Here is a 13,299-nt window from a genome sequence, read left to right on the forward strand (position 1 = left end):
GCGTACGCTCCTGAATATGGATATGCACACTGTGGTGGTGGGGACGTCCGGCGTCACCGCGTCCGACGTCCTCGCCGTGGCCCGCGGCGGCGCCCGCGTCGAGCTTTCCGGGGAGGCGGTGGCCGCACTCACCGCGGCCCGCGAGATCGTGGACGCGCTGGCGGCCAAGCCGGACCCCGTCTACGGCGTCTCCACCGGCTTCGGCGCCCTCGCGACCCGGCACATCGGCCAGGAGCTGCGCACTCAGCTCCAGCGCAACATCGTCCGCTCGCACGCCGCCGGCATGGGCCCGCGCGTCGAGCGGGAGGTGGTGCGGGCCCTGATGTTCCTGCGGCTGAAGACCGTCTGCTCCGGACACACTGGCGTGCGGCCCGAGGTCGCGCAGACCATGGCGGACGTCCTGAACGCCGGTATCACCCCGGTCGTGCACGAGTACGGCTCCCTGGGCTGCTCCGGCGACCTCGCCCCGCTCTCCCACTGCGCCCTCACGCTCATGGGCGAGGGCGACGCCGAGGGCCCCGACGGTGCCGTACGGCCCGCCGGGGAGCTGCTCGCCGAGCACAGCATCGCCCCCGTCGAGCTGCGCGAGAAGGAAGGCCTCGCCCTCCTCAACGGCACCGACGGCATGCTCGGCATGCTGATCATGGCCCTGGCCGATCTCGAGACGCTCTACAAGTCCGCCGACGTCACCGCCGCCCTCAGCCTCGAAGCGCTGCTCGGCACCGACAAGGTGCTCGCGCCCGAGCTGCACGCCATCCGCCCCCACCCCGGGCAGGGCGACGCCGCCGCCAACATGCTCGCCGTCCTCGAGGGCTCCGGCCTCACCGGCCACCACCAGGACGACGCGCCCCGCGTCCAGGACGCCTACTCGGTGCGCTGCGCCCCGCAGGTCGCCGGCGCCGGCCGCGACACCCTCGCGCACGCCCGCCTGGTCGCCGAGCGCGAGCTGGCCGCCGCCGTCGACAACCCCGTCGTCCTCCCCGACGGGCGGGTCGAGTCCAACGGCAACTTCCACGGCGCCCCGGTGGCGTACGTGCTGGACTTCCTCGCCATCGCCGCCGCCGACCTCGCCTCCATCGCCGAGCGCCGCACCGACCGGCTGCTGGACAAGAACCGCAGCCACGGCCTGCCGCCGTTCCTCGCCGACGACGCGGGCGTGGACAGCGGCCTGATGATCGCCCAGTACACCCAGGCGGCGCTGGTCAGCGAGCTGAAGCGGCTGGCCGTCCCGGCGTCGGCGGACTCCATCCCGTCCTCCGCGATGCAGGAGGACCACGTCTCCATGGGCTGGTCGGCGGCGCGCAAGCTGCGCACGGCCGTGGACAACCTGACCCGCGTCCTCGCCATCGAGCTGTACGCCGCCACCCGCGCCGTCGAGCTGCGCGAGGGCCTGACCCCGGCCCCGGCGACCCGCGCCGTCCTGGACGCGGTCCGCGCCGCGGGCGTCGAGGGCCCCGGCCCCGACCGCTTCCTCGCCCCCGACCTCGCGGCGGCCGACGCGTTCGTGCGCGAGGGCCGGCTGGTCGCGGCGGTGGAGACGGTCACCGGACCCCTCCGCTGACGCGAAGGGCCCCGTCCGGCACTGCGGACGGGGCCCCTCACACCACGACGAGGGCTACTTGAGCTTGCCGGCCTGGGCCTCGACGAGCGGGGCCGGCACGTCGTACTCCTTGCCGGTCATCATCGCGCCGATGTTCATCGTGTAGTAGGCGGCGACGTTGTTGCCGTGCCGCACGACCTCGCCGTGCACGACGCCCGGCTGGCCGTCCATGTCGCCGGTCGCGGCGAACGCGATCGACTCGTCACCCGTGCCCGAGGCCTTGGTCTCGGCGACCTTGGTGAACTTCTGGTCCTCGCCGCCGGAGCCGACGGTGAAGCCGCCGGCGCAGGCCGCGACGGCGTCGGAAACGGTCTTGAACGTCTTCTCGGCGCCGTCACCGTCGTAGGACGACAGGCCGACGACCGTGACGTTCAGGTTCATCGAGTCGCCGAGCGCGTCCTCGAACTCACCCTCGGTCAGCTCGTCCAGGGACTTCGAGGCGGTGTCGGTGGGCGACTTCTCCTCCGTCGCCATGGTGTTGGTCTCGGCCGCGGCGTCGCCCGGGGCCAGACCGCTCATCACGTACGCGAGCGGCTTGCACTGCTCGTCGCCCGTGACGGCCTTCTTGTCGGCCGGGAAGTCGGCCTGCTGCACGCCGCTGAACGCGAACCCCTCGACATCGCCCTTGGCGACGATGCGGTCCTTCAGCTCCGCCGCGGTGAGCGCCTTCGCGGCCTCGGCCTGCGAGCCCGAACCGGTGTCCTTCTTGTCGTCCGACCCGGAGCCGCAGCCCGTGACGAGGGCGAGCGACAGAGCGCCCACAACAGCTGTGGCGCCCAGTCGCGCGCCCGATGATCTCTTCATGAGCGGACTATGAACGCCACGTCAAGAAAACGTCAAGCCGGATTATCTTCCCGGACTTACAGCCCAAGACGCTCCCTGCGCACCGAATACACCACGAACCCGGCACCCACCGTCAGGGAGAGCGTGCCGCCGACGACATACGGCGTGCTGTCGAAGCTGCCGGTGTCGGCGAGCCGGGTCTCCCCCTCGGACGTGGTCGTCAGCGACGCCGCCTCCACCTGGGTGGTGGGCGCCGTCCGCGCGTCCTGCGCGCCCTGCTCCTCCTGCGACACGCGCACGGCCTGGCCGGCCTGGTCGATCCGACGGTCCTCGGTGGCCTGACCGGCGTGACCGGTCTGGCCGGCCTCGCCTGCCTGGATGGCCTGGCCGGCCCGGGTGGCCGAATCCTGCTGTCTGACCGCTTCGTCCGAGGTCGCGTTGGCGGAAGGGACGAACCACAGGGCACCCAGCAGGGTCCCCGCGGCGGTGGCGGTCAGCAACGGACGGCGAGCGGATGACACGGAATATCGATCCCCTTGTGGCGCTGGCGAATTGGCCGTGTGGGGCGATGTTAGTGAAAGGCGCGGGTCACGGGAAAGTCACGGGCGCCCCGGGCCGTACGCTCCGGGCATGAGCACTGCAGAGACATCACGTTTTGTACGGCTTCGCGTGGAACTCGTCGTCGAGGTCGACGACGCCGACGCGGTCACCAAGGCCGCGCTGCGCCGGATCGCCGCCGAACCGGATATGCCCGCCGAGGAGCGGGTACACGCCGAGAGTGCCGTCACGGAGGACACCGCGGAGGCCCTGGCGTATCTCGTGGACCCGTTCGACCTGGTCGGTGAGGTGCCGGGGATCGAACTCCAGCAGGCCTCCTGGAGCAGCGAGCGAGTGGACTACGACCCGGACGCGCCGGAATGGGACGCCGACGACGATGCCGACGACGAGGAAGAGAACCCGGACGAGGTGTAGGGCGGTCGGGCGCCCGGGGAAGGCACGGGAAAAATAGTGACCCCGGGGGCAACCGCCGCCCGGGGTTCGTTCGTCTCAAGGGGCGCACTGACCGACACCCGCACCCGGCCGGCCCGGCGGCGGACGTGGTGTGCCCCACACATCCAGGGAATGTGGAACGGGACGAACCGGTCGTAGCGTTGAAGCCTTGTAACGGGGACTCTCGGGGTTCTGGGGAATCGGCAACGATGGAGAAGCGTGTGATGACGAACAGTAAGCGGCGCAAGGGCCTGACGGTCGCGTCCGCACTGCTCGGCGGTGTGCTGGTGCTCTCGGCCTGTACCGGCGAGGATGCCTCCGGCAACGAGGGCAACGACACCTCGCAGGCGAAGGTCGACGAGGCGGCGGCGCAGAAGACCTCCGAGGCCCAGATCAAGATCACACCCAAGGACGGCTCCAACAACGCCTCCATCAACAACTCCGCCACGGTGACGGTCGGCAAGGGCACGCTCACCGAGGTGAAGATGACCACCGCGGACGGCACGGCCGTCGCCGGTGAGATATCCGCGGACAAGACCAGCTGGAAGCCCAGCACCCAGCTGGAGCGCGCCACCACCTACAAGATCGCGGTGACCGCTAAGGACGCCGACGGCCGGGAGGCGCACGAGAACGCCTCCTTCACCACGGTCTCCCCGGCCAACAGCTTCATAGGCTCCTTCACGCCCGAGGACGGCTCCACCGTCGGCGTGGGCATGCCGGTGTCGATCAACTTCGACAAGGCGATCACCAACAAGGCGGAGGTCCAGAAGGGCATCACCGTCTCGACGACCAGTGGCCAGGAGGTCGCCTGCCACTGGTTCAACGCCAACCGCATGGACTGCCGCCCGGAGGAGTACTGGAAGGAAGGCTCCAAGGTCACCCTGAAGCTGGCGCTCGACGGCGTCGAGGGTGCCGAGGGTGTCTACGGCGTCCAGCAGAAGACGGTCTCCTTCACCATCGGCCGCAACCAGGTCTCCGTCGTCGACGCGGAGACCAAGCAGATGAAGGTCATGCAGGACGGGAAGGTCATCCGGACCATTCCGATCTCCGCCGGCTCGCCCGAGAACAAGACGTACGAGGGCCAGATGGTGATCTCCGAGAAGTTCAAGGAGACCCGGATGAACGGCGCGACGGTCGGCTTCACCGACGACGACGGCAAGGGCGAGTACGACATCAAGGACGTGCCGCACGCCATGCGTCTGTCGACGTCCGGCACCTTCATCCACGGCAACTACTGGGGCGCGAAGTCCATCTTCGGCAGCGTGAACACCAGCCACGGCTGCGTGGGCCTGTCCGACACCAAGGGCGCCGACGACCCGAACACGCCGGGTGCCTGGTTCTTCAACAACTCGATCGTCGGTGACGTCGTCGTGGTGAAGAACACCGGCGACAAGACCATCGCCCCGGACAACGGCCTGAACGGCTGGAACATGGACTGGGCGCAGTGGAAGGCGGGTTCCGCGATCTGACGCGGGCTCACCCCTCACCCTGACGCGACGGATGCCGCTTCCCCTCCGGGGGAGGCGGCATCCGCGCATCTCCGGGGCTGCTCATCCCGCTCTCGTTCAGCCCGCTCTTCTCATCCTGCTCTTATCGCTGCCTTATCCCCTCATCACGCGCCCTCCCTAGCTTGCGGCGCATGTTCTTCACCTACTTGAGGCGCGAGCTGCGCCGCCGCAGAAAGGCGGCCCTCGTCGTCGCCTCCGGTCTCGCGCTGGGCATCGCGCTCGTCATCGTGGTCGACTCCGTCTCCTCCGGCATGGGCAGGGCGCAGGAGAAGGTCCTGCGGTCGCTGTACGGGCTGGGCACGGACATGACGGTCACCAAGGCCGCCGACCCCGCCGAGGAGGGGCAGGCCCAGCGGCCCCGGTTCCGGTTCGACGCCGGGGAGGAGGGCTCCGGCGAGGAGCAGAGCAGCGACCGGGTGATGGTCCAGGGCTTCGAGACGCTGCCCAGCTCCACCGTCCGGGAGGTCGCCGCACAGGACGGTGTCGCGGACGCGGTGGGCGGGCTCAGCCTCCAGGTCGTCAAGGTGAGCGGCGAGTTCACCCGCGGAAAGATCCAGCAGCAGCCCGGCGGCGGACAGGACGGCGGCGGACAGGGGAGCGGAGCGGGCGCCCGAACCGCCCAGCCCGAGGGGCGGGTGCAGGGCGGCGGCGCCGACTTCGACGTCGACAGCCACTCCGTCCACGGCACCGACGTCACCGAGCCGGCCCTCGGCCCGCTGACCACCTCGAAGATCACCAGCGGGCGTACGTTCCGGACCTCCGAGTCCGACGCGAAGGTGGCCGTCGCGGACGCCTCCTACGCCAAGGAGAAGAAGCTCGCCGTCGGCGAGACCGTCACCGTCAAGGGCGTGACGTTCGAGGTCATCGGCATCGCCACCCCGGACAGCGGGGACGCCGCGGCCGACCTCTACCTCCCGCTCGAGCAGGCCCAGGAGCTCGCCGGCGCCACGGACGAGGTCACCACGATCTACGTCAAGGCGACCGACTCGCAGCGGATCGGCGCGGTGAAGTCGCGGATCCAGAAGAACATCGAGGGGACGACGGTCACCACCTCCGCCGACCTCGCCGAGACGGTCTCCGGCTCCCTCTCCACGGCCTCCGAGCTGGCCGCCAAGGTCGGCACCTGGCTCTCCCTCGCGGTGCTCGTGGCCGCGTTCCTGGTGGCCGGGCTGCTCACCTCGTCGGCGGTGTCCCGGCGGGTGCGGGAGTTCGGCACGCTGAAGGCGCTGGGCTGGCGGTCCGGCCGGGTGACCCGGCAGGTGGCCGGTGAGGCGATGGTGCACGGGCTGGCCGGGGGAGCGCTCGGCATCGCGCTGGGCCTGGCGGGGGCGTACGCGGTGACCGCGGTGAGCCCGACCCTCCAGGCGCAGCTGGGCGGTGCGACGGCCGGCACCGGCGGCGGCCGGATGCTCGTCGGACCCGGCCGGCAGCCGGTGTCCCGCACCCTCGACGTCGCGCTCACCGCGCCGGTCAGTACGAGCACCATCGCCCTCGCGGTGGGCCTCGCGGTGGCCGGCGGACTGGTCGCCGGCGCGTTCGGCGCCTGGCGGGCATCCCGGCTGCGCCCGGCGGACGCCCTGCGGCGCGTCGAGTGACCCACGACGCCACGCCCCCACCCCCACCCCCTTCGACCCGTCAGGAGCACCCCCATGTACGAACTCAAAGCCGTCACCAAGCGCTACCGGCGCGGCAGGGAGACCGTCGACGCGCTGGCCGGTGTCGACCTGACCATTCCCGACGGTGACCGGCTGGTCATCCAAGGGCCCACCGGCGGCGGCAAGTCGACGCTGCTGCAGATGCTGGGCGGCCTCGACCGGCCCAGCTCCGGGCAGGTCGTCCTCGACGGCACCGACCTGGCCCGGCTCCCCGAGGCCCGGCTCACCCGGGTGCGCAGCGAGAACATCGGCTTCGTCTTCCAGAGCTTCAACCTCATCCCCACGCTCACCGCGCAGGAGAACGTCGAGACCGCCCTCGTACCGCTCGGGCTGAAGCCGCGGGAGCGGCGGGAGCGGGCCGCCGAGGCGCTCGCGTCGGTGGGCCTCGGGGAGCGGCTCGCGCATCTGCCCGGCGAGATGTCCGGCGGTCAGCAGCAGCGGGTGGCCATCGCCCGGGCGCTGGTGAAGCAGCCGAAGGTCCTGCTCGCCGACGAGCCCACCGGCAACCTTGACGAGTCGACCCGCGACGAGATCATGGACGTACTCGAACGCATGTGGAAGGAGCTGGGGCTGACGTTCGTCATGGTCACCCACGACTCCGTGCTCGCGGGGAAGGCGCCGCGGCTGGCGACGATCCGGAAGGGAACGATCACGGTCAAGGAGAACAACTCCTGAGGAACCGTGCCCGACGAGCCCGATCCGGCGCGTTTCTATAGCGAACTCGTGACACAAGCCCCTCTTGAGCGGGCTGATCGCCCCCCGGCATACTCCAAGGTCCGGGGGGATGCACGAGCGTGTGTGCGGGACCACCCCCGGCCGGGTGAACGGGGAATTCGCCCGGTACCTCAACTCCAGGGGGAGTTTTGCGCAGACAAGTGAAGAGAGCGGGCGCCGCCGCGGTCGCGACCGCCGCCGCCGTGGCCCTCGCCGCGGGACTGACCACCCCGGCATCGGCGAAGCCCGCCCAACCCGCTCATGGCAGCGCCAAGCTGACGTCCCAGCACCACATCACCCTGATCACCGGTGACCGGGTCACCGTGGACGCCAAGGGGCGTGTCGTCGGCATCGAGCCGGCGAAGGGACGCGAAGACATACCCGTACAGATACGCAAGGCCGAAGGCCACACGCTCGTCATACCCGCCGACGCGGCCCGCCTGGTCGCCACCGGCAAGCTCGACCAGCGGCTGTTCGACATCACCGAGCTGAACAAGTCCGCCACCCGCAAGGCCCAGCAGAAGGGCCTGAAGGTCATCGTCGGCTACCAGGGCGCCGCCGGCGCCACGAAGGCCGACGTCCGGGACGCGGGCACGCTGCGCCGCACCCTGAAGTCCCTGAACGCGGACGCCGTGCAGACCCCGTACGCGGACACGCACGAGCTGTGGGACGCGGTCACCAACGGCGACCGCACCGCCGCCGGCATCGCGCACGTCTGGCTCGACGGGGTCCGCAAGGTCACCCTCGACAAGTCCGTCGCGCAGATCGGCGCCCCGAAGGCCTGGGCGGCCGGCTACGACGGCAAGGGCGTCACGATCGCCGTCCTGGACACCGGTGTCGACGCCGGCCACCCGGACCTGAAGGACCAGGTCGTCGCGTCGAAGAACTTCACCAAGGCGCCCGACGCCGGGGACAAGTTCGGCCACGGCACGCACGTCGCGTCCATCGCGGCCGGCACCGGCGCGAAGTCCGGCGGCAAGTACAAGGGTGTCGCGCCCGGCGCCGACATCCTCAACGGCAAGGTCCTCGACGACAACGGCTCCGGTGACGACTCCGGCATCCTCGCCGGCATGGAGTGGGCGACCGAGCAGGGCGCCGACGTCATCAACATGAGCCTCGGCGGCCCGGACTCCCCGGAGGTCGACCCGCTGGAGGCGGCGGTCGACAAGCTGTCCGCCGAGAAGGGCGTGCTGTTCGCGATCGCGGCGGGCAACTCCGGTCCCGAGTCGGTCGGTTCGCCCGGCACCGCGGACGCCGCGCTGACCGTCGGCGCCGTCGACGACAAGGACGAGCTGGCGGACTTCTCCAGCACCGGCCCGCGGCTCGGCGACGGCGCGATCAAGCCCGACGTCACCGCGCCCGGCGTGGACATCACCGCCGCCTCGGCCAAGGGCAGCGTCATCGCGCAGGAGGTCGGCGAGAAGCCGGCCGGCTACCTGACCATCTCCGGTACGTCGATGGCCACCCCGCACGTCGCGGGCGCCGCCGCCATCCTCAAGCAGCAGCACCCGGACTGGACCGGCGCCCAGATCAAGGCCGCGCTGACCGCCTCCACCAAGGGCGGCGCGTACACCCCGTTCGAGCAGGGCTCGGGCCGGATCCAGGTCGACAAGGCGATCAAGCAGACCGTCGTCGCCGAGCCGGTGTCGGTGAGCTTCGGCGTGCAGCAGTGGCCGCACACCGACGACAAGCCGGTCACCAAGCAGCTGACCTACCGCAACCTCGGCACGACGGACGTCACCCTGACCCTGTCGTCCAAGGCCACCAACCCCAAGGGCCAGGCCGCTCCGGCGGGCTTCTTCACCCTGGGTGCGACCAAGGTCACCGTCCCGGCGGGCGGCAAGGCCTCGGTCGACTTCACCGTCAACACCAAGCTGGGCGGCACCGTCGACGGCGCCTACTCGGCGTACGTGACGGCGACGGGCGGCGGCCAGACCGTGCGCACGGCGGCCGCGGTGCAGCGCGAGGTGGAGTCGTACGACCTCACCGTCCAGCACATCGACCGTGACGGCAACGCGGCGAAGAACTACGGCACCAGCCTCTCCGGCCTCACCGGCCTGGGCAGGGACAAGTGGTTCAACCTCTACGACGCCTCCGGCACCGTCAAGATCCGCGTCCCCAAGGGCAGCTACGTGCTCGACTCCGGTCTCTTCCAGGACCCGGAGGACTTCACCAAGGGCGCCGACTGGCTGGCCCAGCCGAAGCTGAACATCACCAAGAGCACCACGGTGACGGTCGACGCGCGCAAGGCCAAGCCGGTGGACATCACCGTGCCGGCCGCCGGCGCGAAGTCGGAGTTCGCCTCCCCCGACTACACGATCGACACCAGTGCGGGTTCGTACACCTTCGGTTGGTGGATGGACTCGTACGCCAACTTCCGCAGCGCCCACCTGGGCCCGCAGATCACCGACGGCTCGCTGAGCCAGCAGTGGGCCGGACACTGGACCAAGGGCGCGAGCGAGCAGTACGACACCGTGACCGGCGGCAAGGTCAAGCAGCTCGCCACCGGCTACACCAAGCACTACAAGGCCGCGGACCTGGCGCACGTCAAGGTCGCCATGGGTTCGGCGACCCCCGGCAAGAAGGGCGCGGTCTCCGCTGTCGGCTGGCTGCCGGGCAGCTCCGTCGCCTCCTCCATCGCCGTCCCGCAGAAGCTCCCGGGCACCCGCACGCTCCACCTGTCCGCGCAGGGCGGCGTGAAGTGGGACCTGGAGTTCGAGCAGCAGGGCGGGGTCGACGCCGACGGCTGGCCGATCTCGGAGGCGTACTACACGCTCGGCCAGAACGTCTCCTTCAAGGCCGGCAAGGACTACGCGAAGACGGTCAACAAGGCCGTGTTCGGCCCGACTCTGAACAGCGAGTTCGGGCTCTACCGGGACGGCAACGAGATCTACGGCTACCTGCCGCTGTTCGCCGACTCCAAGAAGAACCCGGGCTCGTCCCTGTTCACCTCGGTGAACACGACCCTGTACCGCAACGGCACCAAGGTCGGCACGCACGACGACCCGCTGTTCGGTGAGAAGTCCTTCAAGGTCCCGTCCGGCGACGCCGCGTACAAGCTGACCACCTCGGTCAAGCGGACCACCAAGATCGCCGCCGCCTCCACCCGCATCGACGCGAGCTGGACCTTCCGGTCCAAGAAGCCCGCCGACCTGGCCAAGCTCCCGGCCTCCACCGCCCGCTTCAACGCGAGCGTGGGCGCGGACGGCAAGGTCACCGCCGGCCAGAAGGTCACCTTCCCGGTCACCGTGGAGGGCTCCGCCAAGGGCTCCAACCTCAAGTCGCTCCACGTCTACGCCTCGTACGACTACGGCAAGACCTGGAAGAAGCTCACGGTGAAGAACGGCAAGATCACCGTGAAGAACCCGGCGAAGGGGAAGGCCGTCTCCTTCCACGCCAAGATCACGGACAAGAAGGGCAACAAGTCCACGATCTCGATCTACAACGCCTACTACGGCAAGTGATCGCACGGCAGTGAACCGCTGAAGGCCGCACTGAAGGCCCCGGCGCCGTCGCCAGACCGGCGGCGCCGGGGTCTTCGTCATGTGCACACACCGGAGGCGGGACGGCCGCGCCGCGCCGGGGTGGACCGACCGGTCGCGCCGGGCCGGGGTCAGACCCGCCGCGTCGCGCCGGAGGCCGTCGCGTCGGCGCCCCAGCTCGCCAGCAGGCGCAGGGCGTCCGCCGACGCGGAGCCCGGCTCGGCGTGATACGTGATCAGGGACTGCTCCGAGTCGTCACCCAGGCGGAACGTCTCGAACGACAGCGTCAGCTCGCCGACCAGCGGATGCCGCAGCAGCTTCACGCCGTACGTCTTCTCCTTGACGTCGTGCCGGGCCCACAGCCGCCGGAAGTCCTCGCTCTTCACGGACAGCTCCCCGACCAGCGCCGACAGCCGCGGATCGTCGGGGTGGCAGCCGGCGTCCAGCCGCAGATGGCCGACCACGTCCGAGGCCTTCTGCTCCCAGTCCGCGAACAGATCGCGGTACTCGGGCCGGAGGAACACCAGCCGCGCCCAGTTGCGCTCCCGCTCCGGCAGCTCGCCCCAGTCACCGAAGACCGCCGCCGCCATCCGGTTCCACGCCAGCACGTCCGAGCGCCGGCCCACCACGTACGCCGGGACGCCCTCCATCGAGTCCAGCAGCTGCCCCAGCGCCGCGCGCACCTGCTGGGGGCGCGCCGCCGGCCGCTTCTTGTGCTGCTTGGGCTTCGCCAGATGGATCAGATGGGAGTGCTCGGCGTGGTTCAGCCGCAGCGCGCGGGCGATCGAGTCCAGGACCTCCGCCGAGACATTGCGCCCGTTGCCCTGCTCCAGCCTGGTGTAGTACGCCACCGACACCCCGGCGAGCTGCGCCAGCTCCTCGCGCCGCAGCCCCGGGACCCTGCGGTGCCGTCCGTAGTCGGGCAGCCCCACGTCCTGCGGCTTCAGCCGGGCCCGCCGGGTGCGGAGGAACTCGCTCAGCTCCGCCCGCCGGTCCAGACCGGCGCCGGGCGTGTCGACGGGTCCGGATACGGCGGCTTCGAGCTGTTCGTCCATACGTCCAGTATTCACGGTCGTACGCACACGATCCTGACCCTGCCAGTGGTACGCACGGCGAACGTACGCAACAGCGTGGTCTGGGTACTCCCCGCGCGGTCCGCGAGGCTGGTGGCCGTGCCCGGAAGAGCCGGACGGCGATCCAGCGGTCCGGCGAGAAGGCAGCCGGGCACGAGCCACCCCACGAGGAGAGAACCCCGGCATGACCACTGTCGCCGCATACGCCGCCCCCTCCGCCAAGGCTCCGCTGGAGCGCACCACCATCGAGCGGCGGGAGGTCGGCGAGTTCGACGTCCTGATCGACATCAAGTTCGCCGGCATCTGTCACTCCGACATCCACCAGGCCCGCGAGGGCTGGGGCGAGGCCATCTTCCCGATGGTCCCCGGCCACGAGATCGCGGGTGTCGTCGCCGCGGTCGGCTCCGGCGTCACCAGGTTCGCCGTCGGCGACCGGGTGGGCGTCGGCTGCATGGTCGACTCCTGCCGCGAGTGCGAGAACTGCAAGGCCGGCCTGGAGCAGTACTGCACCGGCGGCGGCATGATCGGCACGTACAACGCCGTCGGCAAGGACGGCCGGCCCACCTACGGTGGTTACTCGCAGAAGATCGTCGTCGACGAGAACTACGTCGTGCGCATCCCCGACGGGCTCGCGCTGGACGAGGCCGCGCCCCTGCTGTGCGCCGGCATCACCCTGTACTCCCCGCTGAAGCGGTTCGGCGCCGGCCCCGGCAAGAAGGTCGCCATCGTCGGCCTCGGCGGCCTCGGCCACATGGGCGTCAAGATCGCCCACGCGCTCGGCGCGGAGGTGACCGTCCTGTCCCAGTCCCTGCGCAAGAAGGACGACGGGCTCAAGCTGGGCGCCGACCACTACCACGCCACCAGCGACCCGAAGACCTTCGAGGAGCTGGCCGGCACCTTCGACCTGATCGTCTCGACGGTCTCGGCCCCCCTCGACCTCGGCGCCTACCTCTCCCTGCTGAAGACCCAGGGCACCCTCGCCAACGTGGGCGCCCCGGAGGAGCCGGTCTCGCTCAACCTGTTCTCCGTCATCAACGGCGGCAAGTCCCTGGCCGGCTCCATGATCGGCGGCATCGCCGAGACCCAGGAGATGCTGGACTTCTGCGCGGAGCACGGCATCGGCGCGGAGATCGAACTGATCCGCGCGGACCAGATCAACGAGGCGTACGAGCGGGTGCTGGCGAGCGACGTGCGGTACCGGTTCGTGATCGACACCTCGACCATCTGACCGTCCGCCGCCGCCCTGCGGAAAGGCCGCCGACCTCACGGGCCGGCGGCCTTCCGCATGACGGCGGCCTCGGACGTCGTGAGCATCACGTCCGCACCGCCGTAGTAGGGATGGTGGAAGCGCCGCAGCTCCGTGTCGGCACTCCAGATGCCGGACGCGACCCTGATCCTGCACCTCACCCGCATCGCGCACGGCACCGACGACCGCCCGCTGCTCCTCGAAGAGCTCCGTACCGGAGCCGACCGGGCCGGACTCTCCTACCGATC

Annotated in this window: 10 protein-coding genes and 1 pseudogene; 8 read left to right on the top strand and 3 right to left on the bottom strand. The window is 70.5% G+C overall.

Translation table 11 applies throughout. From position 1 onward, the window contains the following. Nucleotides 1-22 precede the first annotated feature (22 nt). On the top strand, nt 23-1,561 hold the full coding sequence (hutH, locus tag G7Z13_RS22130) for a histidine ammonia-lyase (protein WP_166005199.1): 1,539 nt from the start codon (nt 23-25) through the stop codon (nt 1,559-1,561). A 54-nt stretch (nt 1,562-1,615) separates the two neighbouring features. On the opposite strand, the gene G7Z13_RS22135 is transcribed toward hutH, so the two are convergent. Next, a complete protein-coding gene (locus G7Z13_RS22135) occupies nt 1,616-2,404 on the bottom strand; it encodes a hypothetical protein (RefSeq protein ID WP_166001925.1) in 789 nt (262 codons plus the stop codon). A 56-nt stretch (nt 2,405-2,460) separates the two neighbouring features. Next, nucleotides 2,461-2,904, bottom strand: a complete 444-nt coding sequence (locus G7Z13_RS22140) for a cell wall protein (RefSeq protein WP_166001927.1) — start codon at nt 2,902-2,904, stop codon at nt 2,461-2,463. Nucleotides 2,905-3,013: 109 nt separating this feature from the next. Between G7Z13_RS22140 and G7Z13_RS22145 the strand changes: the two genes are divergently transcribed. From G7Z13_RS22145 to G7Z13_RS22165, 5 genes are all read left to right on the top strand, one after another. Then, nucleotides 3,014-3,355: a hypothetical protein gene (locus G7Z13_RS22145; protein ID WP_166001929.1), complete on the top strand. Its 342-nt coding sequence runs from the start codon at nt 3,014-3,016 to the stop codon at nt 3,353-3,355. A 242-nt stretch (nt 3,356-3,597) separates the two neighbouring features. After that, a complete protein-coding gene (locus G7Z13_RS22150; RefSeq protein ID WP_166001931.1) occupies nt 3,598-4,842 on the top strand; it encodes an Ig-like domain-containing protein in 1,245 nt (414 codons plus the stop codon). Between the two features lie 170 nt (nt 4,843-5,012). Next, nucleotides 5,013-6,476, top strand: a complete 1,464-nt coding sequence (locus G7Z13_RS22155) for an ABC transporter permease (RefSeq protein ID WP_166001933.1) — start codon at nt 5,013-5,015, stop codon at nt 6,474-6,476. 54 nt (nt 6,477-6,530) lie between these two features. Beyond that, nucleotides 6,531-7,211, top strand: coding sequence for an ABC transporter ATP-binding protein (locus tag G7Z13_RS22160; protein WP_166001936.1), 681 nt, complete (start codon nt 6,531-6,533; stop codon nt 7,209-7,211). A gap of 200 nt (nt 7,212-7,411) precedes the next feature. Beyond that, a complete protein-coding gene (locus G7Z13_RS22165) occupies nt 7,412-10,714 on the top strand; it encodes a S8 family peptidase (protein ID WP_166001937.1) in 3,303 nt (1,100 codons plus the stop codon). A 149-nt stretch (nt 10,715-10,863) separates the two neighbouring features. Here G7Z13_RS22165 and G7Z13_RS22170 read toward each other — a convergent pair whose 3' ends face one another. Next, a complete protein-coding gene (locus G7Z13_RS22170; RefSeq protein ID WP_166001940.1) occupies nt 10,864-11,787 on the bottom strand; it encodes a helix-turn-helix domain-containing protein in 924 nt (307 codons plus the stop codon). A 202-nt stretch (nt 11,788-11,989) separates the two neighbouring features. Here G7Z13_RS22170 and G7Z13_RS22175 point away from each other — a divergent pair, with 202 nt between their 5' ends. Then, nucleotides 11,990-13,033 carry an NAD(P)-dependent alcohol dehydrogenase gene (locus tag G7Z13_RS22175; protein ID WP_166001942.1) on the top strand — a complete coding sequence of 348 codons (1,044 nt, stop codon included), beginning with the start codon at nt 11,990-11,992 and terminating at the stop codon, nt 13,031-13,033. Between the two features lie 135 nt (nt 13,034-13,168). Continuing rightward, nucleotides 13,169-13,297: pseudogene (locus tag G7Z13_RS33780) on the top strand (GntR family transcriptional regulator); the annotation flags it as partial. Nucleotides 13,298-13,299: the final 2 nt, after the last annotated feature.

Source organism: Streptomyces sp. JB150 (assembly GCF_011193355.1).
GTDB lineage: Bacteria > Actinomycetota > Actinomycetes > Streptomycetales > Streptomycetaceae > Streptomyces.